We start from the raw sequence: 22,798 nt of genomic DNA, 5'->3' as shown, positions 1-22,798 counted from the left end.
GTATAAAGCGATACTTCTCAAATAGGGGTATCGCTATTTTTGTTTCCATAACAATGGAACCTTTTTCTCTTTTGGCAAAAAAAACTGTGTGCTCTCCCTTTGTTGAGTAAATTTTTGTTCATTCCTCCGTCTTAATTGTCATATCCCATACATCAAACGAAAAACGTATGGAAAGAGGGAGTTTATTTTAAAGATTTGAGAGAGTATGGATGAAGATTCAAACCAACCGTTTAAATCACCCTTCCTATTTGAGTGATTTTACTAAATATTCAATAATTTATATAAAAACTGCAGAAAAATATAGAATTCTTGAGTTTTTATTAGATGGAATCGTTTTTTTGAAAGTATACGCTTGTGGTAGTTATTTAGCTTGAATGATACTTTTAATAATAATTAATTTTGGAAATTTAGTTTATAAGATTCATTTTTAGATATATTTACCGAAATTATGATTTTAGGGAGTGAGATGATGTACGATATTTTTAGGAGTTTTTCAACAACATTTATGTTAGGAACCGTTTTTCTTATAGGTTCAGCTTTATTAAATGCCATCAATCAAGTTTATTATGCGAAATATGTACAGGAAATTAGTCCTTTTACTTTTACATTTGTAAGCTTTTTTGTAACTTCTATCACATTTAATGTTATTAGCTTGTTTTCAAAGAAAAATAAAAATTCTATTAGGCGTTTAAGTTCAAAGGATCGAATGAATTTTATAAGTCTGAATGGATGGACTGCGATTATATTTATTTGTTTTTTCTTTGCATTGAAATATGTTGAACCAGCTATTGTAAGTGCTATTGAGATTGGTGTAGGACCTTTATTAGCCCTTTTTATTGGTAAATGGTTATATCCACAGCATACGGCATCCAAGGTAGAGTTTCTAATCGGTATAGGGATTTTAATAGGGAGTATTGTCTTGTTTTGGGCGTCTCTTACGGGGCACTCAGGAATTGAGATGATTTCCATTGATTTAACGGTGAAAGGCCTAATTGCCTCAACGATCAGTGGAATAGGAGCTGTTTTGGCAGCGATTTATTCAAAAAGATTGAGTGATTCAGGTTGGAGTTCAACACAAATTTTGGACCATCGATTTTATGCCATTATTCCGATTGCAGCCGTCCTCGCTTTTACTCAAGACTCCTTGTATGTAACTGTTTTAAAAAATGGGAAATAGATTCTTTTTATAACGATAGCGGGTGTCATTTTACCTTTATATATGCTTCAAATAGGAGTCCGGTTTTGTAATCCATTTTTTGTCATGATTACGACTACACTTGTTCCTGTGTTTACTTTTATTTTTCAACTCTTTGACCCTCGCATTAAGTGGTCAAATACGTCATTAATAGGTATCGTTCTCATTTTATTTTTTGCTTTACTAAGTGTTATTAGTGAAAAGTGGAGAGATTGAGATTGCTAGTATTTTTACACTGAGTCATTGCTACTTGCGATAAGGAAAACAGAGCGCCCATTCATGTATTGCAAAAATGTGATATGCGAAAAGAGGAGGATTTCAAAGAAACTTGCGTACGGGGGAGCTGGAGAGACAGCTACTTGTTTGTCATGCTGGAAGAAGAAAGAATATAAATTTCTTCCATAATAAGTGGCTGTACGGCAATGTTTCGATGAAGAAGATGAAAAAGAGTAATATTTATACAGAATTTTCATTCATTTTTTGACAATAAATTGGTAAGGAAAATGCTATAATACAATCAGCAATAGCGGAAGTTCAAGGGTGGTCGGCTTGCCCCTATTTCCTTTTGAAAGGGGGTGAGCATAATGACAGTATATGAGTCCCTTTCTCTTATGCTTTCTTTCGGGATGCTAGTGATAGCGGTACTGTCGTTTAATCATAAGAATAAAAAATAGACCTCCCTTGAACCGCCAATTCTAGGATGAGGTCTATTTTTCCAAGTAGGCCGACTCCTTTGAGTCTGCTATTGCAAGGACCGGAAGTGTTGCCGCACTTTCGGTCTCTGTTTATTATTATGTTCTTCCTATTGCGTATCATACCATATTTTTTAGTTAGAAAAAAGATGATTTATCATGTCTTCCGTAAGGCATAAAACCACTTTTGCATTCAGTTTTGTTGAGAAGATAAGATTCAAATCTCTAGCTTGCGACAATATCGAAATCATTAGAATAAAAGCTTTGCTCATATATCATGCTGTTCGGCACTTAGCTAAAGAGGAAATACAACCTATTTATAAAATGTGATTAAGGATGTGATTGAAATCGTGATAGTAGCTTTAAATGAACGGAATGAACGAAGAACAAAGATCCTTTCTTATTTAATGACCAAGCTGTCCGGTGCAGGTTTTTCGATATTCATTTTTTTCATAGCTACTTTGTTTTTAGCGGATTTTGATATGTATGAAGCTGTAAAGAATATAGCAAATCCGTTCATTTGGCTTGTTTTTTACGGATACGGAATTGTTTGTTCCCTTTTCATTGATTTGCTTGTTTTTAAAATTCCTAAAATCAATACAACGATAAAAGTAATTCTCTATATTCTGGCAGGATACATTATTTTCATCCCGTGGGGCTGGTTAGCGTTAATTGCTGGAACAGTTGGTGCGCTCTGTTCTTTGTTATTTTACTTAGGCATGTATCTTTCGCAAAGAAAGATGGTTTTTAAATATGGATTCGCGATTATGGCTCCGTTTATTTTAGTTATTCTTATGAATCTTGATTTTACAATCAAGATGAAGTGGGAAGAGACAAAAGGTGATTCAAGCTATACAGCAAGCTTTAGCTATTTTAATGGAGAACATGCCATCCCGATTCATGCGAAAAAAGGACAAACGATTACGTTTTCCGTCCAGTTCAACAATATTAATGAAGGCGGGTACGGTTATCATGTGTTAAACGAGGAAAATGAATTGGTCGGGATGAATGAAGGAGATGAGCAACAACATAGAATCGAGGTGAAAGACAGCGGAATATATCGAATTATTGTTACAGGTGACGGTTTAAAAGGAAGTTTTCAAGTTGTTTGGGACGTAGAAGAGTAAACATACTTGAAACAAAACAATTATTTAAACGTACATTTTAACTAAAGTCGGTATGTGGCGGAGGGGAGATTTTGATGGCAAGTATAAAGGCAAAAACAAAAGTAGAGAAGGTTCTCCTCATGTTATCGATTTTCGGGATTGTTGCGATGTTTGTTTATGTGATGTTGATTTGGTCCAAATTGCCTGAAACGATTCCTCGGCATTTCAATTTTAAAGGAGAGCCCGATGGATTCGGCGGTAAAGGTTTCATCCTTGTGCTGCCCTTTGTAGGATTAGGACTTTTCATTTTAACTACCTTGCTAAGTCAAATTCCGAACGCGTTTAACTATCCGGACGATGTGACCGAAGAGCAAAAACAGCGGCTTTATGTTCATGGGCGGATTTGTCTAAGCTGGCTACAAACGCAAATTATTTATTTTTTGTTATATGGTGTCTGGCAAACGGCTCAAGTGGCTTTAGGAAAAGCGAATGGATTAGGAATTTATGCACTTCCAATCTTCTTATTTATGGTACTTGGAACTATTATATATTTTGCGGTTCGCGGAAAAAGGCTGTAGGAGAGGATGGTACAATTATTATATAATTATATATATCTATATATAGAGATATATATATCTGTATCGATACCGATCATAAAGTCAAACTCATACATAATCTACGCTATCGTGAAAGAGTAAATAAATGTAAACGTATTTCCCCGCTGATATTGTGAGAGGAGAGAAAATGTGAGTGTAACTAGTTTTTATCATATTCCGTTAGTGTTTTTTTCATTGATTATCGCTGCCGTTGCTTCCTATAATTTCCTTAACCTTGTAGCACATTTACACACGAGAACAGGATATATACGGACCATCTTATTACTTGGCGGAGCAAGCACGAGCGGAGTAGGGATTTGGTCGATGCATTTTATCGCGATGTTAGCGTTTCATTTACCAATTCCAATACAATGTAACTTTTCTCTCTTACTGACATCGATGGTTGTCCCTATGATCTCTTCTTTTATCGTTTTGTTAACGTTCAGCCAAAAAAAGCTATCTTTTCGTTCTATATGTCTTGCAAGCATCTTTATGGGAACTGGGATTAGCTCGATGCATTATATTGGAATGGAGTCTTTAGAAATCGCGGCTAAGATTCATTATACTCTTTATTCGATCCCGTTATCGACGTTAATCGCTATCTTTCATTCATTTATTGCCTTTTTCATACTTTTTCGTTTTAAGAAAGACTTTCAACGATTTACAATTTGGAAAATGATTAGTGCACTATTTATGGGAATTGCTGTTTTTGGAATGCATTACTTTGCAATGGCTGGTACAACGTTTACACCAGTGCATCTGGTTCATTCGACAAGCTCAACTTTTTCCATTAATCACTTGTTACTCGCTGCGATAATCGGCATTGCCGTATTCACCATTTTCGTTTTTACGACAGCGACCTTACTCATTGACCGTCTTTTAAAAGAAACTGAAAAATACCATCAATCACTTTTTACGCAAACACCTGACATGGTATTCTTGTTAAATACAGATGGTACTTTCGTTTCTGGGAATCCAGTTTTCGAAAAAATAACTGGATACGCTCCAGAAGATTATATTGGGAAACATTTTCAACTATTTATTGATCCGAAAGATTGTAAAAAAGCTATTATGTTTTTTCATCAAGCGTTAGAAGGAAAAGTAAATGAATTTGACGTAAAAACGAAACATAAAAACGGCGGAACGATCGATATACATACTAAACTCATTCCGATGACAGTCGAATCAGAACTAAAAGGAATTTATGTCATCGCACAAAACATTACAGAGTTAAAGCAATCTAGAAAAGAATTAGAGACATTACATCATAAACATACACTCATTTTAAATTCAATGGCTGAAGGTGTATATGGAATTGACAGATATACAAACATCGTTTTTTGCAATCCGGCAGCCGAAAAAATGACAGGATACAAAGCGGAAGAAGTAATCGGAAAATGTCTTCACCTTATGATTCACCATACAAAACTAGACGAAACCCCTCATCATATTGAAGAATGCCCGATTTATCGTTCCGTTCAAGAAGGACGTACTTATCATATAACAAAAGACATTTTTTTCAGAAAAGATGGGACATCGTTTCTCGTTTCATACACGAGCACACCAATTTTAGAAAATGGCGATGTAGTTGGCGCTGTGATTACTTTTACAGATATTACAGAAAAACAGAAGACAGAAGAATTAATCCGAACATCAGAAAAACTTTCTGTCGCTGGCCAACTCGCAGCGGGCATCGCTCATGAAATTCGCAATCCATTAACAGCCATTAAAGGATTTTTAAAACTACTAGAATCTGAATTAGGAGAAAAGAAACATTATTTACAAATCGTTCAGTCAGAAATACAACGAATTGAACTGATTTTAAGCGAGCTCCTTGTCCTTGCGAAACCGCAAGCAACAAAATTCGTGCCAAAAGAGATGAGACTGTTGTTAACACATGTTACAGCTCTTTTAGAAACACACGGAAACTTACATAATATCCAAATCATAACAGAAATTGAGCCTGACCTCCCACTTGTTGAATGTGACGAAAACGGGCTTAAACAAGTGTTTATTAATTTCTTAAAAAACGCGATGGAAGCAATGCCAAATGGCGGAGAAATCCGCATCGAAGCGAAGAAAAACGGTCACGATTCTATTGTGATCCGCTTTATCGATCAAGGTTGTGGGATTCCGGAAGAACAGCTCAGAAAAATCGGACAACCGTTTTTCACGACAAAAGAAAAAGGAACGGGGCTTGGCTTTATGGTAAGCAAAAAAATTATCGAAGATCATGGAGGAACGATACATATTACAAGTCGAGTAAACGAAGGAACAACGATCGAAGTAACCTTACCGATTCATATTCAAACAACCCCATTACCTCCAAAGCATGTTTCTACCCTATAATCGTAAACCAGATGATGATCTTTTTAGATCATCATCTGGTTTTTATTTAATCTGTTTTTAGCCGCGTTTTATAAAGAAAGGAAGTTCTGTATGCCCCATTTCGCGCACGTATACGAAAAGTTGTCCTTTATGATGAATTTCATGGTCTAGCGCTAATTGAAGAAGTTGAAATGCAGGGATTTTCATGCCAAATCTTTGCGTAAGGTCAAGGACGCGGTCTAATTCTTCATCTGTAAGTGATTCTAGTAGGCTTTTTGTTTTTTCAGTGTAGGTTTCTGTCACTTTTCGCAAGTCTGTTTCGGTTTCCTCGATTTTTTCACTGAATACTGCTGAATTGCCGCTTTTTGCGACTTTCGCAAATCTATAGAATGAAAAAAGTATATGAGTCACTAAGTCTTTTGCTGTCATGGATGTCGGCGTTGGTTTGTAGTTATAATGTTCCTTTTCGATTTTGTTCACCAATTCCACTGTAACGTTGCGATGGGCTAAAAAACGTTGAACAAGCTGGTTTGTGCGGTTCATAGTTAAACGCCTCCTTAAGAGAAATCAATATCACTTCCATGTTAAGGTGAAAAATATCTTTTTGCAAAAAATTGGCTTGAAATACATCATTTTTTTGCCGCATTTTCTCGTGAATTTTGAACAAATTGGAATTTGGGCAGTTCACTTGAAAGATACGAAGGAGGGCGACGAATTTTATTTTGAAATGAATGATCAATAACGTTTTTTATTACATTCATCTTTTTCCGACCATTAGCTATTGAATAGACATGTTAATAAAGATTCATTTATAGCCCAACAGTTTACTAAAAAGAAAAGGGGAAGCCATTCGCCTTTTTTTGAACAGCTTCCCTAGCAGCTAAAGGTTCAAGTTAGTTATTTTTTTCTTCGGTTCGTTCTTTATGATGATTGTAGTCGTATTTAGAACGGTCTACTGGTTTGAATCCTTTCGGTGTGTAAAAGCGAAGCAAGTCTTCGTACACGACTTTATCGGACAGGTTCAGTTTGGTTCGTACGATTTGTTCATCACGCTTAATTTCGTCATTTTTCTCAATTGGATTGCCGGTTTTGGAATCATAATATTTTCCGTTAATGGCGGTAACGGTTGGAGTGACGAAATCCCCATTGCGAAACGCGACAATTTGTTGGTGTTCTGGTGACAAGAGGTCTGTACCAAATTGAATATAGTTTTTCGTATCAATTCCTAATAAGTGGAGAAGGGTTGGCAGAACATCGATTTCTCCACCATATTGATGCATAATTCCACCTTTGACACCTGGAACACGAATGAATAATGGTACGCGTTGTAATTGGGCATGTTCAAATGGCGTGATTTCTTTTCCGATAATTTGCGCCATTGCTTCATTATGATTTTCAGAAATTCCATAATGATCACCATATAAGATGATGATGGAACGATCATATAAACCAGATTTCTTTAGATAATCGAAGAACTCTTTCACAGCTTCGTCTAAGTAACGCGCTGTTTGGAAGTAACGGTCCACAGACGCATCACCGGTATTAGCTGGCTCAATCGTTGCCTCTTCCTCATCAATTAGATAAGGGAAATGGTTCGATAAGGTAATAAACTTCACATAAAAAGGTTCTTTTAACGTTTCTAACAATGGAATCGATTCTTTAAAGAACGGTTTGTCCTTTAAGCCATAATTTAAAACATCTTTATCATTCATGTCATAATAACTTGCATCAAAGAAGTGGTCAAATCCAAATGACTTATAGACTTCGTTACGATTCCAGAATGTTTTATAGTTGCCGTGGAAGACGGCTGATGTATAGCCAAGTTGCCCTAAAATAGCCGGAGCTGCTTGGTATGTGTTTTGTCCTTTCGTTGTAAATACCGACCCTTGTGGCAATCCAAACAAGGAGTTTTCTAACATAAATTCGGCATCGGACGTTTTTCCTTGCCCTGTTTGATGGAAAAAGTTATCAAAGTATAACGTGTTTTTATCACGAGTTAATGAATTTAAAAATGGTGTCACTTCTTGACCATGTAGCTTATAGTTAATCAAAAAGTTTTGGAATGATTCCAAATGAATATAGATAACGTTCATTCCTTTTCCTTTGCCAAAGTAAGCAGGATTCGGTTTTGCGTACGTTGCTTGTACCTGGTTCAGAACGGTTGTTATATCATTTTTATTGGCAAAGGCACGTTGTGTCGACGATTTCATACTTTGAATTGCATCATAAATTACATAGTTATACATTCCTAAATATTTGACAATATAGTTACGGTCAAACGTTCTTGTTAATAATTGCGGACGATCGATTTCCGCTAACGCTAAGTTGGCCACGAACATAAAGATAGACGTTGCAAATACTAGATTTCTTTTATGACGTCCTAAAGAAACGGGTTCTAGTTTTACACGTTTAGACACGACGAACGCGATTAAAATAGCAGTGTCTAAGAAATATAGTACATCGTATCCTTTTAATAACGCTAAAATACTTCCACCTAAGTCACTGAAATTGTTCGTTTGCGTAAGAGTTGGGAATGTAATAAAGTCACTAAAGAATCGGTAATATACGATATTCGCATACAAGACAAACGATAGAATAAAGTCAATAACAATCAGCCAAGTATAAGTTCTTCTCCCTTTAGCCAATAAAGCTAAGCCGAAGAAGAAAATGGCAGAGCTAATTGGGTTAATGAATAATAAGAATTTTTGCATGGAATTGCTAATTCCTAAGTTGAACTCTATCCGATAGGCTGCGTATGTTTTCAGCCAAAATAAAAACACGGCAAAAATAAAAAAACCAAGAGGTTGGTTAAAAACATGTTGATATTTTTCTACTAATTTTTTTATTCCCTTCATTTTCTAAACTCACCCCTGTTCTCTATAATTCTAGTACTTTGAGTTTTTTAAAAAATATGTGGGGGTCATCGTATTTATAATAGACAAAAGTTGTCCGGCTTGTTTGTTGATTAGGGAGACCAACACGTATATGATTAACAAGAAAGCGAGTAATACTCACAATCTGTTAACATACTTATCAAACGATGACGGCTTACTTTATATCTTTTATATAGAATCGTGATTGAAAATCCCCCATGTCAAGTAGCATAATATATCATTTGATGTTTGGTCAAATCAATAATCTTACTTGATTTCCATTTAATGCAAGTATAGGCGCCATTTAAGGTTTTTATAGCGTTGTTCTTTTTGCGATACGTTTATTTTTTAATCCATTCGCTAATTTTTGCAATAATCGAAGCAGATATGTTTCCTAATAAAAATTTTATTTTGGATGAGGAATGCTGATTTTATCGAATGGGATATGAGGATTGTGAATACGAAAATATATTGAGCGAGCCGGGATAACATGAAAGTAAGGAAATAGCTTGGTATGGCTGTTTTATGTTTAGGGGGGTTCGTTGTATTTCCTATTCGATGAGGTCACATTGCGCATGACCAATCATTATCGGCAAGATGGCAAAATGGTGAAAGTAAAAAGGAATGAAAAGGGGATTAGGACCATTTATTTGAGTTATTCAAAGCTCGCTTCGACGACTTTTTAGCGAGATTTCGCTCTAAAAATGGCTTTTAGAGGATCGTCGCTGTTCGAAAAGTTTTCAACAGTCGACGATCCTTATTTATTTGGAAGCAGGGAGATGCATTGGAAAAGCTTTCATTAGTCATACTATTTAAGACAATAAAGGTATGTATTTTTAATATTTCGTTTTCGAACGTTTTACATCATTTATAGAAGAGTTTGACTAAATGGAGGGAGGGGTAATGATGCGCAGGAATGCCAAATATAATTTCGATCCTCCGAAAGTGTTAGTGGGTGGATTTGCTTTCATTATTTTGCTTGGTTCCATCCTTTTAACACTTCCGATCGCCACAAATGATGGAAAAGGTCTTCCGTGGCTAGATGCGTTGTTTACTGCTACATCAGCTACATGTGTAACGGGGCTTGTTGTTGTTGATACAGGGACGACGTTTACGTTATTTGGACAATTAGTGATTTTGTCTTTAATTCAAGTTGGTGGATTGGGCTTTATGACGTTTGCGACTTTTTTCGCATTTCTCATCGGAAAGCGAATTTCCTTGAAAGAGCGGCTGGTGCTACAGGAGGCGCTTAACAATTTAACAATGGAGGGAGTTGTAAAGCTTGTCAAACGAATTCTTATTTTCACCGTTATTATCGAGTTCATTGGAGGTATTTTATTAGCAATTCGTTTTTCATTTGATATGCCGTTATTCAAGGCGATTTATTTTGGACTGTTTCATGCGATTTCCAACTTTAATAATGCAGGATTTGATATCATGGGCGAATTCAGAAGTTTAACCGGATATGTGGAAGATCCAGTTGTTACGCTTGTTGTATGTGCGCTTATTACGCTTGGTGGCATCGGTTTTATTGTGATGAATGAAGTATATGAGTATCGCGAAACACGCCGCCTTTCTCTGCATACAAAAATTGTTATTTTTACAAGCTTATTATTAGTCGTGCTTAGTACATTGGCAATATTTTTACTGGAGCTGAATAATCCGAAAACGTTGCAGCCGCTGTCTCCGCTTGGGAAATTCCTAAGCTCTTTATTTCAGGCGGTTACCCCGCGTACAGCAGGTGCTAATACGTTAAACATTCCCGACTTAACACAGCCGACTTTGTTTTTAATTATCTTTTTAATGTTTGTCGGGGCTTCTCCCGGTTCAACGGGGGGAGGAATTAAAACAACGACGTTTGCCACGTTGCTTGGGGCAGTTTGGTCGCAAATAAAAGGGAAAGAAGATGTCGTTTTTTTTAAACATCGAATTCTGTACAACACTATTTATAAAGCGTTGACGGTGACATTTAGCGGTTTATTTATTGTTATGGTTGTTACGATGTTGCTAACCATTACAGAACAGGGAAAAGATTTTTTGATGATTTTATTTGAAGCGACTTCTGCTTTTGGAACGGTCGGACTTTCGATGGGGCTTACACCTGAATTGTCTCCAATTGGAAAAATTGTAATTATGTTAACGATGTTTGTCGGCAGGTTAGGGCCACTAACGATTGCCTATGCCGTTACATTGCGGAGAAAACCTGATCCGTTCCGTTATCCGAAGGGAAAAATTATGATTGGCTGATGGCAAGGAGGTGTCACCAATGCAAAAGCAATATGCAGTCATTGGTTTAGGAAGATTTGGTTCAAGTATTGCTTCTACTTTATTTGAAGCAGGTAATGAAGTATTAGGAATAGATATCAATGAGGAACGGGTGGAGGAATTTAAAGATTGTGTTACACATGCTATTGTTGCTGATTCGACCGAGGAAGAGGCTTTAAAAGCGATTGGCATTCAAGATTTTGATGAGGTCATTGTGGCGATTGGCAATGATATTCAATCAAGTATATTGACCGTGCTTGTTTTAAAAGAGATGGGAATTAAAAAAGTCATTGCAAAGGCGCTGAGTAAGCGGCATGGGCAAGTATTGCAAAAGCTGGGGGCGGATTGGGTTGTATTTCCCGAGCGGGATATGGGTGAGCGCGTTGCACATCATCTTATGTCGCCTAACGTCCTTGATTTCATTGAGCTTGCGAAAGATTACAGCATCGAGGAAGTTAAAGTGCCGATTAGCATGGTGGGAAAAAGCCTCAAGGAACTGGATTTACGCGCCAAATTTAACTTAAGTGTAATTGCAATTAACAGCAGGGGGAATATTCATATTTCTCCGCATCCGGATCAAATGATTAAGGAAGATGACGTGTTGGTGGTAATCGGGAGAAATGAGGATTTGAAAAGATTCGCGAATTTGAAATGATATATTATGAACAAGCTTATTGAGAAATCAGGAGCTTATAAAGTATCGATCTTCCCAACTTCAGATTAATAATACGAATGATCAGAAGCCGAAGTGATCAACAAAACATGAAAAGTGAAGACGAAAGAATGGTACCTGTCATTAAAATTGCAAAGCACGATAAAGAATCAACCACTTGGATGATTCGTGTAAAAGATGCGAATGAAGAGAGTGAATTGATATTCAGGTGGGGGATTAATTGATTAAAGAGAAGGAAAGAATGCCTGTCACATAGGAGTGGCAGGCATGAACTTTATACGATTTATTTGTTATTGACAACCGCAGGTAATAAAAAGCTTAACGCCGATGCGCCAAGGAGTAGAATAATCGAGTAAATAAAAGAGATGTCATAGTTCCCTGTAACATCATAGAGAAGACCTGGGATATAGGAACCGATGGCGGAACCGATTTGATGGCTTAAGAATAGCCATCCGATCACAACACCTACCGAAAGATGTTTAAAATACTCGGTTGCTAACTTAACGGTAGGAGCGACGGTTGCAAAGTCAACAATCCCAAAGGAAATGGCAAATAGGAGTAGTAAATAGGATTGAGATATAAAGAAGTTAAAGAATGACGTCTCATGGACGATGATGAGTAATATTGCAATGGAGATGGCTCTTGCTCCATAAAGAAAAGACAACATGTTTTTACAACTTAAACGGTCTGCTAAATGTCCGGATACAATCGTTCCGAGTATATTAAATGCTGCTAATAAACTAACAGCTGTACCTGTTAGAGTGGGAGAAAAACCGCATACTTGAGCGAATGGGATCAGATGAGTATCAATTAAGCCGCTCGTGGTGACTCCACACACAAAAAAAGGAAGCAATAAAAATAAAAATGGTTTTGTTTTGAATAACTTTAAAATGGACACACTTTCTTTTTGCTCGTTCTTCTTTATTTCTATCTTTGTACTCTCTACCTCTCCATAGGCGGTCGTTCCTTTTTCAGAAGGAGAAGTTCGGATAAATAGAAAAATGAGCGGAAACACGATAATGGTTAAAAAAGATCCTAATAGTAGAACCGTATGTTTCCAGCCAAATTGCTCAATTAAAAACAAGGAAAAAGGAACGAGAAGCAGCTGTCCTGCTGCTGTGCCTGCGGACATTAATCCAAGTGCAAAGCCTCGTTTTTCCACAAACCAGTTTGCGATAACGACAGAACCTGCAACATTCGAAGCACCCCCAAAACCAACAGATGCTACGACACCATACAAAATCATGAGTTGCCAAGGACTATTAATAAAAAAGGTACATATGGTTGTTAAACCAATTAACAAAATACTGAAAGAAAGTACCTTTCTAACACCATGTTGATCGATTAATTTTCCGATGTAAGGTTGAGATAAACCAAACACGGCATAACTAATAAACGAAATGAGTGATATGACGCCGCGATTCGTGTGAAATTCGTCTTCCCATGGAGTAATAAATGCACCAAACGACAGTCTCACTCCTTGGGCAGAGAGTAAGGCAATAAAAGCGAGTAATAGTACGATCCATGCGTAATGAAAGCTTCGTTTCATCTATAAACACCTTCTTCTCTTGTTGATTTATCTCAATATTATCAATTTATTAGATTTATAAAAATAAATTTTAAAAGATGAAAAAATTTTATTTCCATTAGTGGGTTGTGATTCGCGAAAAGCGGTATTAGAAGGGTTTCATCAAGCGGGACTTCAGCCTAAAGTCCACCTTGAAGTGCCTTATGATTCTTTATTAAGTTATACAGCGGCTGGATATGGAATCACCTTCATTCCTTCGATTCAGGCGCAAAATATGACACAAAAAGGGGTCGTCTTTAAAGACATCAAAAACAATCCGATTCGAAGAAAAATTTATTTACTCGCTCGCTCCCAATCAATACTCGAGCTAATTGGACAGCATATCTTATAGATAAAAATATGTCGAATGTAGGGGGAAATATTTCCCCGGAAATCGACAAAACATGATAATGGTTCGTTAGGGATGAGCGATAAGGGTCTGACCCTACGCGAAATCTACGTATAGTTTTCTAATAATAGAGGATACATGATGCTCTAGGGTTCTTTTGCTAATCATCAACATTTCGCTGATTTCGGCGTTAGTCTTATCCTCAGAAATTAACTTAAGAATTTCGATTTCAGTCTTTGTTAGATAGTGTTTATGATATACAAACTTTTGTTAGGAAATAATTCAAACCATAAATGATTATTTTCTGATAGCTGAGACAAATGTTTAGGTACTTTGAACCCAATATCATATCTTTTATTGTTATACTTAGGAAGTGATTCAGTTCAACAATAGAAACGAAAGTCATTTTGATGTAGAATGCTTATGGCGCGTTATAAACAACTCTTTTATCTATAAAGAAAACGACGTTGTTAGCTTAAATATCCCTTTTCTCCATTCGCCAAATCCCAATGAAAGAGAAGGTACATATGTAAAAAGTAGAAGCCAAGTAAAATAAACATAAATGAAAACGGTTATCCAGACCTTTTAGATGGATGGGATCCATTGCGATGGTTGGGTAAGAAAGCGGCCATATATAACCGATTTTTAATAAATACAATAATATTCCTAAAAATGTGAATCCAACACCTACTCCTACGGGTACAGAGAAGCTTTTCATAGACGTAGATAATAAAAGTTGAAGAGAAGCAATAGCGATTGTGCCAATCCATCCGTGAAAAACCCATTTGATAATAGTGAACGGTATAAAGCCTGGAAGTCCCATTAATTTACCTATTAGTGTATAGGCTGCTAATAAAAAGATTTGCGTTATGAACGAAAGGAAAGCAATCATCATAAGCTTTGATATATAAATGTTTTTTATCGATATGGGCATTGAAAGAAGTTTATTCCAATTGTTCCCTGCAAATTCGCTTCTACAGATTAATGAGCTGTAAATACTAATGAGAATAGGGAGCAGAAACATACTGTAAAGCATACCGACTTGCGTCCAAGCTTTTATCCATTCGTTTTCTCCATGGTGTACAAGTACTTCTTTATTTGCTTGAAAGTTCAACAGTCCTAACACAATGCAAATGAGCGGTATACACATCATAATGAGCCAAAGTTTTGATCTCTTTAATTTGAGCAATTCAGAAGCAAGAACGAATCTGATAGGCATACATCCAATCCTCCTAGTTAATATCTTTTCTTATAAAATGATTTAAACTTAATAGAATCAAAAATATTCCGATGATTAAACTTAAATATATATTAGAGAGATAAGAAGGATTGTATTGGTAATTCATATGACCATCTATCATTTTAAAAGTAATTGGGTTTGAAATAGCAGGATATGTCCAGATAAATAAACGGCTCACCGAGAACATTTGACCAAAATATCCTAGAAATGATCCAATCATTCCTGCCGCTAATGCAAAGGCTTGATTTTTATTTATCAAAGATATCCACAGTTGAAGAGCTACAATACATATACTTGATCCAATCGATGCAAATACAAACTTTATCGTTAAGATAAAAGGGAACGATCCTGGGAAATCTAAGATCTTTCCAATGATTATAGTGCTAAGAAAAGAAATGACAGCAGGTATTAGCAATAACACAAAACTTACAATTAGTTTGCTGAAATATACAGAAGCTTTGTGGATAGGAGTAGCCAACAGCAATCTCCATGTGTTTTCCTTATGTTCTAAATCGATCAATCGTGATACAATAACCGCTATAATAATAGGAAAAAACAGACCATTAAGAACGCCAAAATTTAGTATTAAATTTTCCCAAGTAAGAAACTCTTGTTTAGCTTTTGCTGTTAAGGTGAAAACCCAAGCAATCTCTAATAAGTGCATCAAACCTATAACAAGTACAAAATGTTTTCTTTTTAACTTGAGAAATTCACTTTTTAATATCGATAACATCACAGACTTCCTCCCTTGCCTGTAAGCTCAAGGAAAATATCTTCCAATGTGCGCCGTTCTTCCTCGATTCTATAAACGGATATATGGTTTGTTACTATGAGCTGATTCGCTTGGGCAATCTTCTCATCATCGCAGTTATTGAGTACTAAGCATCCATTTTTTATAGTGGAAATAATATTATTACTCTGCAAAATTCGATAGCTTTCGGCGAGATTGCTTACTCTCATCTTTACTATTGATTTGCTTTTTCGCAATTTCTCTATTTTATCCTGAAAAATAAGGTTTCCTTTTTGAATAATACCGACCTGGGTAGCAATCTGGTCAATTTCACTAAGTAAATGGCTTGAAATAATAACAGTCATGCCATATTTAGAAGGTAATTGCTTAATGAGCTCACGTATTTCTTGTATACCGGCCGGATCTAATCCATTCGTAGGTTCATCAAGAATTAAGAGTTTTGGGTAAGCTAAGAGAGAAGCAGCGATGCCCAGCCGTTGTTTCATACCTAACGAATATTTTTTTACAAGCTTATCTTTTTGGTTCGTTAGTCGTACAATTTCTAGTACTTCATCTATATTTTGTTTTGGGACGTTAATTAAACGACGAATAACTTCTAAGTTTTCATAACCTGTTAAATGCCCGTAGTAAGATGGTGATTCCACTAAGGATCCTATATTCTTTAGGATGTTTGTTCTATGGATGTTTAAATCTTTGTTGAAAATTTTAATTTTCCCCTCGGTTGGTTTTACTAAACCTAAAAGCATTTTTAGTGTGGTTGTTTTTCCTGCGCCATTTGGCCCTAGGAAGCCGTAAATTTCTCCTTCTTTTACTTTTAAATTTAATTGTTTCACGCTAAAATGATCCCCATATTTTTTTGTAAGGTTTTGAGTTTCTACAATATACTGAGACATATTGTTGTTTTCCTCCTTTAGATGTGGTGTAATTTCAACCATAAAAAACTATACACAATCTTGTTTAACTTCCTTTTCACATTACCTTAAGATTTGCTTAATTAGAAAAGCGTATTAACATTTAGTTAATACGCTTTTTTAAAACTACTGTTGTTGTTGTCCCTTTTCCCCATTTGCTTTGCACATGAATTTCGCCGTTGTGAGCATTAATAATTTGTTTCGCAATCGCTAATCCTAAACCTGATCCCTCGATATTTTTCGTATTACTGCCTCTAAAGTAACGATCAAATAAATGTTCTAATTCTTCTTCTGGAATGCCTCGACCATTATCTTCGACAAAAATATATACTGCATGTTTATCATCTTTAACATCGACTTTTATATGTGTACCACTCGAGTTATGAACAATCGCATTAATAATAATATTATTTAAGGCTCTCTGGATTAACTTTTCATCTATTTTTAATATTAAAGAAGTACTGTTTGCAATGAATTCTATATTTTTATCTTGGTAAGCGGGATTATTTACGTATGAAATGATCAAGTCCCTTAATATCTTTATAATATCTGTATCTTTTTTGTTTAAAGGGAGTATATCATTTTTAAGTTGATATGTAAGCTTTAAGTCGTCTATAAGTTTTTCTATATAAAGAGATTTTGACTCAATAATCTTAGCGTATTTCGCTCGTTCTTCTGTGGTAAAGTGATAATTTTTGTCCGCCAGCAATTCACTGTAGCCCTTAATGGAAGACAAAGGAGTTTTTAAATCATGTGTAAGGTTGGTAATCCATTCCTCTCTCATTTTATCCAATTGTTTTCTCTTTTTATCTAATTCTTGCAAATTAGTAGACAGCTGTTTTAAACTTGCAAAAACATCTTTATATATACCTTTGTTTACACTTTTCTGTTCATATATCCCCTTGGACAAATTGGTGATATTATCCATCAACATCCATACAGGTCTAGCCATATATTTAGCTACTCCATAGGCGAAAATCAGAACACATAGTATGGCTGCGATAACTAGCATGAGAATCCCATAAGGATACAAGCTAAACATATTGTTAATATTCAAATAGATTAAAAAACGCGAAACTCTTTGATAAGGAAACGCAACAATATAACTCCATTTTTCGTTATTTTTTTCTAGTTCGCTCACGAAAATGGTATATCCATCTACTGAATATTTGTATAAAAAGACAATGTCTTTGGCTGTGTAGTGCTGCTTTACATTCTTTGGGGTATGAGCGTTATAAACGACATTTCCATTCGTGTCTACAATTTGCATCCAAGCTTTATTGTGAGTTAGTATGTGTTCTCCTTTTTTAGTGAGATAAAAATTCCCATTCATCCACTGGATTTGTTTTTTTAAGTTTAAGGTAATTTCTTCCGGAGAAGATTCCTGATGGTTTAATTTATTATTGTGAAAGACGAAATAAGTAACGATAGCTACTTGTACGATTAATACTGTTAATAGTAGTCCAATAATAGAAGCTATATATAAAAGTGTGATTTTCCATTTCATATCCACTATTCCTTTATATTTAATTTATAACCTAAGCCTCTAACGGTGATTAGATATTTTGGATTAGAAGGATCATCCTCTATCTTTTCTCTTAGATGTCTTATATGCACCATAATCACATTATCACTTCCATAATATTCTTCATTCCAGATCGCTTCATATAAAGAGGACTTGCTGAATACTTGGTTTGGATTTTTTGCTAAAAATAATAGAAGCTGATATTCTGTTGCAGTCAAAGAGAGGGGAGTATCGTTTTTTAATACTTCTCCGCTTTTTTCATTAATTGTAATGTCACCAAATCGATATAACTTTGAACGAACAGATTGCAGCTCTCCTCTTAAATATTGATCCCGTCTAAAAAAAGCTTTCATGCGGTAAGCAACTTCTTTCGGACTGAATGGTTTTGTAATATAGTCATCCGCTCCAATGCTTAAACCAACAATACGATCTACATCTTCTTCCCGAGCTGACAGAAAAAAGATAGGTGCCATTGTAAAAGATCTAATTTCTTGACAGACACTAAACCCATCTATATCTGGAAGCATAATGTCCAGAACAATTAAATCTGGATTAATACTCTTACACATCTCTATCCCTTTATATCCAAGAGAGGTTTTGTATATGTAACGGAATCCTTCTTTTCTTAACACAATTTCCAGCAAATCTAAAATTTCTTCTTCGTCATCGATGATTAATATTTTTTTAGATTCTATGTATTTAATATCAACGAGCAATATGTTCACCTCCCGCGATTAGATGTGATTTTTCTAAATATATTCATTCTATAGATTTTGATTTGTTAATTATTATCAGAGTGTAACAAACCCTTCGTAGTAAAATTTTACATTATATTATAATTATTTTCATTATCTTCCAAAAAATAGAGAAGGTGATTAAAAACATATTTGTAGAAAATAATATGGATTCTTTTAAAAGCGAGGGATAATAGTTTTTCAGAAAGTGATGAAGGGGAAAATGTTATTTTACCTTAGTTCCATTAGCTGTTTTTCTGTCTGAATACATTGAGAAAGATTAGATTAAGTTCATTTTACAATGAATTCCCATATCGAAAAGCGTTTGATATCGATGATCTTTTGCTTAATACATTAGGTGGTCTAATAGGGGTTGGATTATACAAGTTTTTCGTTAGTCCGTTATATAGCATCGTTAATACTAAATTTAAAGCTTTTCATAAGTCTTTAACATAGTGTGGTTACCGGTCTAAAGTAATAAACATAGCACCTGTAAAATACAGGTGCTATGTTTCTTTTAAAGGGGAGAATATGTTTAGCTTTTACTCTTTACTACATCCTCTCCGGCGCCCCAATCCCTAATAAACGTAATCCTTCTTGTAATACAATTGTTGTCGCCCGAACCAAAGCAAGGCGCGAGTTCAGTCCTTCATCTTCGACAAGAATTTTTGTATGGGCGTAATAGCTGTTAAATGCTTGTGCTAAATGGATGACATATTTAGCAATCAAAGAAGGATCGAGATGTTCATACGCTTTCTGAATGACATTCGGGAACGCAGCGAGCAGTTTGGCGATTTCCCAGCTTTCTTCGTCTTCTAGCCCGTGAATGTCGCTTGTCACCACTGTTTTGGCGTTTCGTAAAATCGAGCCGGCTCTTGCGTACGTATACTGTACATACGGTCCTGTTTCACCTTCAAACTTCAGCATGTCTTCAAGGGAAAATTCGATGTTGTTGATACGCTCGTGTTTTAAATCATAAAAGATGACTGCCCCGACACCCACTTGGCGCGCGATTTCGTCTTTATTTTCTAAATTTGGATTTTTGGCGGCAATGTTTTGTTCGGCGAGCGCGATTGCTTCTTTGAGAACGTCCTCAAGCAAAATGACGCGGCCTTTTCTTGTCGACATCTTTTTACCGTCTTTTAAAATCAAACCGAACGGAACGTGAACCATTGTTTTTGCCCAAGCGAAGCCAAGTTTTTCGAGCAACAAGAACACCTGCTGGAAATGAAGGCTTTGTTCGTGTCCGACGACATATAAGGCTTTAGCGAACTGATAGGTTTCATAACGATAAAGTGCCGCTGCTAAATCACGGGTTGCGTATAATGTCGCACCGTCTGATTTTTTAATGAGGCAAGGCGGCAATTCTTTTTCGTCAAGGCGGACGACCATTGCACCGTCTGATTCGCTCAATATCCCATGTTCTTCAAGCAAATGCACCATGCGATCCATTTTGTCGTTGTAAAACGCTTCTCCGTTGTAGGAGTCAAACGAAACGCCTAGCAATTCGTAGATGCGAGAGAAGTCTTTTAAAGACTCATCGCGAAACCATTTCCAAAGCCGATATGCTTCCTCGTCGCCGTCTTCCAGTTTTTTAAACCATGCCCGTCCTTCCATTTCAAGCTGTTCGTTCGTTTCCGCTTCCTGATGAAATTTGACATAGAGGTTAAACAGTTCTTTAATCGGGTTTTCTTTAATTTTTTCGTCATTGCCCCAGCGTTTGTAAGCGGCGATGAGTTTACCGAATTGTGTGCCCCAGTCGCCTAAATGGTTAATTCTTACTGCCTTGTAGCCGCATTTTTCCGCAATGTTGGCGATGGCGTTTCCGATGACAGTTGAACGAAGATGCCCCATCGAAAACGGCTTGGCGATATTCGGGGAAGAGAGGTCAAGGACAATCGTTTTTCCTTCTCCTAATGACATGTCCCCATAATGATTGCCTTGTTGTAAAACCGTTTCAATGACTTGCTTGCTGACCGTTGTTTTGTTTAAGAGGACGTTCACATAAGCGCCTTTTGCTTCGACCTTTTCAAAAAGCGAATCATCAAGTTTTTCTGCAATCTCTTTCGCGATGAGAGCAGGCGATTTTCGGAATGTTTTGGCCAAAGTGAAACAAGGAAAGGCAAAGTCCCCGTAAGAGGCATACTTTGGAACTTCGATGAGTTCATATACTTGCTGTTTCGTTAAATGTTCGCTAAGCAAATTGGTTAAGCATTGGGCGAACTGTAATTTGTAATCCATCAGACACTCTCCTTTGCTTTGTAGTCAAATAAAAAAGCCCGTCTCCTGATAGAGACGAGCTATTACCCGCGGTACCACTCTAATTGTTTACATAAAAACCTCTCTTGTTTATAACGGGGACTCCCCGGCGAATCTTACTAACCGACAGGTGTTCAGATTAGCATCTCCGAAGTGCGCTTCATTATATAGTCCACATCAGGCTTCCACTATTCCTGACTCGCTAGTGCTTCCTATATAACTACTCTCTTCGTCATCGAATTGGATATTGATTTTTTAGTATTATAATGGTTTTTCAGAATTTTTCAAGTTATTTTTGGCTTGATTCGTTAATAAGCGTAAGAAGTTTATTTAATGCATCATTTGCTTCGGATTTTTCCATGTTATCAATGTATTTTTGTCTGTCGCGATAAAGCTGATAGATAGCTTGCAGCAATGACTCATTCGATAAATCTTCTTCCATTAGCATTTCACAATAACCAGCTTTTTGGAAGGAGCGGGCATTTAAAATTTGGTCACCGCGGCTGGCGCCTTTTGACAGTGGAATAAGGAGCATCGGCTTTCTTAACGTTAAAAATTCGAAAATCGAATTAGAACCGGCGCGCGACAAGACAATATCCGCCATTGCCATTAAATGAGGCAATTCATCGCTTACATATTCAAATTGTTTATATCCTTTATGATTGATTAAGTCAGGGTCTATATTTCCTTTGCCGCAAATATGAACGATTTGGAAGTCAGCTGTGAGTGTTTGTAAGTTGGCGCGCAGCACGTCATTGATACGCTTCGAGCCTAAGCTTCCTCCCATGACAAGGAGAACCGGCTTTTCTTTTTCAAAGCGGCAATATTCAAATCCTTTGTTCGCTTCTCCTTTGAATAGTTCTTCTCTTACAACTGCGCCGACATAAATGCCTTTATCTTCCTTTACATGTTCCAATGTTTCCGGAAAAGTAACGCATACTTTTGTCGCAAAAGGCATGGCAATTTTATTAGCAAGTCCTGGCGTTATGTCCGATTCATGGATAATTGTCGGTACATGGTTGAGCCATGCGCCGATAATGACAGGAACAGAGACAAACCCGCCTTTGGAGAAAATAATATCGGGTTTTTCCCGCTTGATAATTTGATAAGCTTGAAGTGTTCCTTGCATGACTTTAAAAGGATCTTTAAAATTGTTCCAATCAAAATAGCGGCGCAATTTTCCTGTTGAGATAGGGAAATACGGTACATTTTCCACTTTAGAGAGCAGCTCTCGTTCAATTCCTGTATGTGAGCCAATATAGCTGATTTCCCATCCTTGTTCTAACAACTTCGGGATAAGTGCTAAATTGACGGTAACATGTCCAGCAGATCCTCCACCTGTAAGAATGATTTTTTTCTTCAACGATCATCACCTATCTTTATAAGATTTATGCCCAACGTTTACTTATAACGTTCTCAAGGTCATTGATTCCAATTGAAAATGAAGGAGTTGTAACATATAGTTTGCAGGAAAATGAATTCTTGTTCAAGGGGGATAAGCATCTTAACAAGCAAGATCTGTCCCATTCTTTATGAAAGAATAAAACAATGCAATATTGTAACATCTATACAATAAAAATAAATGAGGCGAAAGACAGGTAAATCTTTCTCTTTCTTAAAAAGATGAACTATAATGAAACATAGAGTATATGTGCTCATTTTTTGAAAATAGGAAGAGTACGGATGTTTTATGTCATTATTTTCCTTAAATCATAGTAACTTCATATTTAAAAA

20 protein-coding genes, 1 pseudogene and 1 other annotated feature are annotated in these 22,798 nt (G+C 36.2%); of the genes and pseudogenes, 10 read left to right on the top strand and 11 right to left on the bottom strand.

Annotated elements, in window-relative coordinates:
- Positions 1 to 469 precede the first annotated feature (469 nt).
- The 5 genes from HNQ85_RS16205 (at position 470) to HNQ85_RS16190 (ending at position 5,938) form a co-directional block, all read left to right on the top strand.
- Complete coding sequence (locus HNQ85_RS16205) at positions 470 to 1,177, top strand: EamA family transporter (protein ID WP_181538759.1); 708 nt, start codon at positions 470 to 472, stop codon at positions 1,175 to 1,177.
- A 602-nt stretch (positions 1,178 to 1,779) separates the two neighbouring features.
- The gene (locus HNQ85_RS18115) at positions 1,780 to 1,869 is read left to right on the top strand and encodes a putative holin-like toxin (protein WP_220129283.1); all 90 of its coding nucleotides are present in this window, start codon (positions 1,780 to 1,782) and stop codon (positions 1,867 to 1,869) included.
- A gap of 368 nt (positions 1,870 to 2,237) precedes the next feature.
- Positions 2,238 to 3,014: a hypothetical protein gene (locus HNQ85_RS16200; RefSeq protein ID WP_181538758.1), complete on the top strand. Its 777-nt coding sequence runs from the start codon at positions 2,238 to 2,240 to the stop codon at positions 3,012 to 3,014.
- Between the two features lie 74 nt (positions 3,015 to 3,088).
- Positions 3,089 to 3,571 carry a DUF1648 domain-containing protein gene (locus HNQ85_RS16195; RefSeq protein ID WP_181538757.1) on the top strand — a complete coding sequence of 161 codons (483 nt, stop codon included), beginning with the start codon at positions 3,089 to 3,091 and terminating at the stop codon, positions 3,569 to 3,571.
- Positions 3,572 to 3,739: 168 nt separating this feature from the next.
- Positions 3,740 to 5,938: a PAS domain S-box protein gene (locus HNQ85_RS16190; protein WP_181538756.1), complete on the top strand. Its 2,199-nt coding sequence runs from the start codon at positions 3,740 to 3,742 to the stop codon at positions 5,936 to 5,938.
- 57 nt (positions 5,939 to 5,995) lie between these two features.
- On the opposite strand, the gene HNQ85_RS16185 is transcribed toward HNQ85_RS16190, so the two are convergent.
- Together HNQ85_RS16185 and HNQ85_RS16180 are read right to left on the bottom strand one after the other, a co-directional pair.
- A complete protein-coding gene (locus HNQ85_RS16185; RefSeq protein ID WP_181538755.1) occupies positions 5,996 to 6,460 on the bottom strand; it encodes a DinB family protein in 465 nt (154 codons plus the stop codon).
- Between the two features lie 350 nt (positions 6,461 to 6,810).
- Positions 6,811 to 8,772: an LTA synthase family protein gene (locus tag HNQ85_RS16180; protein ID WP_181538754.1), complete on the bottom strand. Its 1,962-nt coding sequence runs from the start codon at positions 8,770 to 8,772 to the stop codon at positions 6,811 to 6,813.
- Between the two features lie 924 nt (positions 8,773 to 9,696).
- Here HNQ85_RS16180 and HNQ85_RS16175 point away from each other — a divergent pair.
- From HNQ85_RS16175 to HNQ85_RS17895, 3 genes are all read left to right on the top strand, one after another.
- Positions 9,697 to 11,037: a TrkH family potassium uptake protein gene (locus HNQ85_RS16175; RefSeq protein ID WP_181538773.1), complete on the top strand. Its 1,341-nt coding sequence runs from the start codon at positions 9,697 to 9,699 to the stop codon at positions 11,035 to 11,037.
- A 19-nt stretch (positions 11,038 to 11,056) separates the two neighbouring features.
- On the top strand, positions 11,057 to 11,710 hold the full coding sequence (locus HNQ85_RS16170) for a potassium channel family protein (RefSeq protein ID WP_181538753.1): 654 nt from the start codon (positions 11,057 to 11,059) through the stop codon (positions 11,708 to 11,710).
- A 107-nt stretch (positions 11,711 to 11,817) separates the two neighbouring features.
- Positions 11,818 to 11,952 (top strand): hypothetical protein, encoded by a 135-nt coding sequence (locus tag HNQ85_RS17895; RefSeq protein WP_281363483.1) that lies wholly within the window; start codon positions 11,818 to 11,820, stop codon positions 11,950 to 11,952.
- Positions 11,953 to 12,011: 59 nt separating this feature from the next.
- On the opposite strand, the gene HNQ85_RS16165 is transcribed toward HNQ85_RS17895, so the two are convergent.
- Positions 12,012 to 13,277 (bottom strand): MFS transporter, encoded by a 1,266-nt coding sequence (locus HNQ85_RS16165; protein WP_181538752.1) that lies wholly within the window; start codon positions 13,275 to 13,277, stop codon positions 12,012 to 12,014.
- A 67-nt stretch (positions 13,278 to 13,344) separates the two neighbouring features.
- Between HNQ85_RS16165 and HNQ85_RS16160 the strand changes: the two genes are divergently transcribed.
- Positions 13,345 to 13,647, top strand: a complete 303-nt coding sequence (locus HNQ85_RS16160; protein WP_343046565.1) for a LysR family transcriptional regulator substrate-binding protein — start codon at positions 13,345 to 13,347, stop codon at positions 13,645 to 13,647.
- A 93-nt stretch (positions 13,648 to 13,740) separates the two neighbouring features.
- Here the strand turns inward: HNQ85_RS16160 and HNQ85_RS16155 are convergent.
- The 6 genes and pseudogenes from HNQ85_RS16155 to HNQ85_RS16130 all read right to left on the bottom strand — a co-directional run.
- Positions 13,741 to 13,887: pseudogene (locus HNQ85_RS16155) on the bottom strand (response regulator transcription factor); the annotation flags it as partial.
- 232 nt (positions 13,888 to 14,119) lie between these two features.
- Entirely contained in the window at positions 14,120 to 14,863 is a 744-nt protein-coding gene (locus HNQ85_RS16150) for an ABC transporter permease (RefSeq protein WP_181538750.1), read from the bottom strand.
- A 13-nt stretch (positions 14,864 to 14,876) separates the two neighbouring features.
- Positions 14,877 to 15,617 carry an ABC transporter permease gene (locus HNQ85_RS16145; RefSeq protein WP_181538749.1) on the bottom strand — a complete coding sequence of 247 codons (741 nt, stop codon included), beginning with the start codon at positions 15,615 to 15,617 and terminating at the stop codon, positions 14,877 to 14,879.
- Positions 15,617 to 16,528, bottom strand: a complete 912-nt coding sequence (locus HNQ85_RS16140; RefSeq protein WP_181538748.1) for an ABC transporter ATP-binding protein — start codon at positions 16,526 to 16,528, stop codon at positions 15,617 to 15,619. The genes HNQ85_RS16145 and HNQ85_RS16140 overlap by 1 nt, the downstream gene beginning before the upstream one ends.
- Before the next feature lie 121 nt (positions 16,529 to 16,649).
- The gene (locus tag HNQ85_RS16135) at positions 16,650 to 18,053 is read right to left on the bottom strand and encodes a sensor histidine kinase (RefSeq protein WP_181538747.1); all 1,404 of its coding nucleotides are present in this window, start codon (positions 18,051 to 18,053) and stop codon (positions 16,650 to 16,652) included.
- A gap of 5 nt (positions 18,054 to 18,058) precedes the next feature.
- Positions 18,059 to 18,787, bottom strand: a complete 729-nt coding sequence (locus tag HNQ85_RS16130) for a response regulator transcription factor (RefSeq protein ID WP_181538746.1) — start codon at positions 18,785 to 18,787, stop codon at positions 18,059 to 18,061.
- A 288-nt stretch (positions 18,788 to 19,075) separates the two neighbouring features.
- Between HNQ85_RS16130 and HNQ85_RS17890 the strand changes: the two genes are divergently transcribed.
- The gene (locus HNQ85_RS17890) at positions 19,076 to 19,261 is read left to right on the top strand and encodes a VanZ family protein (RefSeq protein WP_181538745.1); all 186 of its coding nucleotides are present in this window, start codon (positions 19,076 to 19,078) and stop codon (positions 19,259 to 19,261) included.
- A gap of 96 nt (positions 19,262 to 19,357) precedes the next feature.
- Here the strand turns inward: HNQ85_RS17890 and argS are convergent, their stop codons facing one another.
- A complete protein-coding gene (argS, locus tag HNQ85_RS16120; protein WP_181538744.1) occupies positions 19,358 to 21,046 on the bottom strand; it encodes an arginine--tRNA ligase in 1,689 nt (562 codons plus the stop codon).
- Positions 21,047 to 21,093: 47 nt separating this feature from the next.
- Positions 21,094 to 21,309 (bottom strand) — a binding site (T-box leader).
- A gap of 44 nt (positions 21,310 to 21,353) precedes the next feature.
- A complete protein-coding gene (locus HNQ85_RS16115) occupies positions 21,354 to 22,427 on the bottom strand; it encodes an undecaprenyldiphospho-muramoylpentapeptide beta-N-acetylglucosaminyltransferase (protein ID WP_181538743.1) in 1,074 nt (357 codons plus the stop codon).
- Positions 22,428 to 22,798: the final 371 nt, after the last annotated feature.

This window comes from [Anoxybacillus] calidus (genome assembly GCF_013760845.1).
Taxonomy (GTDB): Bacteria; Bacillota; Bacilli; order Bacillales; family Anoxybacillaceae; genus Paranoxybacillus; species Paranoxybacillus calidus.
The sequence above is the reverse complement of the archived record's forward strand: the minus strand, read 5'-3'. Positions and strand labels throughout refer to the sequence as shown.

Coding starts and splice junctions, on each gene's coding strand:
- HNQ85_RS16135 (WP_181538747.1), bottom strand. CDS start 18,053: ATGAAATGGAAAATCACACTTTTATATATAGCTTCTATTATTGGACTA.
- HNQ85_RS16170 (WP_181538753.1), top strand. CDS start 11,057: ATGCAAAAGCAATATGCAGTCATTGGTTTAGGAAGATTTGGTTCAAGT.
- HNQ85_RS16185 (WP_181538755.1), bottom strand. CDS start 6,460: ATGAACCGCACAAACCAGCTTGTTCAACGTTTTTTAGCCCATCGCAAC.
- HNQ85_RS16140 (WP_181538748.1), bottom strand. CDS start 16,528: ATGTCTCAGTATATTGTAGAAACTCAAAACCTTACAAAAAAATATGGG.
- HNQ85_RS16205 (WP_181538759.1), top strand. CDS start 470: ATGTACGATATTTTTAGGAGTTTTTCAACAACATTTATGTTAGGAACC.
- HNQ85_RS16150 (WP_181538750.1), bottom strand. CDS start 14,863: ATGCCTATCAGATTCGTTCTTGCTTCTGAATTGCTCAAATTAAAGAGA.
- HNQ85_RS18115 (WP_220129283.1), top strand. CDS start 1,780: ATGACAGTATATGAGTCCCTTTCTCTTATGCTTTCTTTCGGGATGCTA.
- argS (WP_181538744.1), bottom strand. CDS start 21,046: ATGGATTACAAATTACAGTTCGCCCAATGCTTAACCAATTTGCTTAGC.
- HNQ85_RS16165 (WP_181538752.1), bottom strand. CDS start 13,277: ATGAAACGAAGCTTTCATTACGCATGGATCGTACTATTACTCGCTTTT.
- HNQ85_RS16195 (WP_181538757.1), top strand. CDS start 3,089: ATGGCAAGTATAAAGGCAAAAACAAAAGTAGAGAAGGTTCTCCTCATG.
- HNQ85_RS16145 (WP_181538749.1), bottom strand. CDS start 15,617: ATGTTATCGATATTAAAAAGTGAATTTCTCAAGTTAAAAAGAAAACAT.
- HNQ85_RS16180 (WP_181538754.1), bottom strand. CDS start 8,772: ATGAAGGGAATAAAAAAATTAGTAGAAAAATATCAACATGTTTTTAAC.
- HNQ85_RS16175 (WP_181538773.1), top strand. CDS start 9,697: ATGCGCAGGAATGCCAAATATAATTTCGATCCTCCGAAAGTGTTAGTG.
- HNQ85_RS17895 (WP_281363483.1), top strand. CDS start 11,818: ATGAAAAGTGAAGACGAAAGAATGGTACCTGTCATTAAAATTGCAAAG.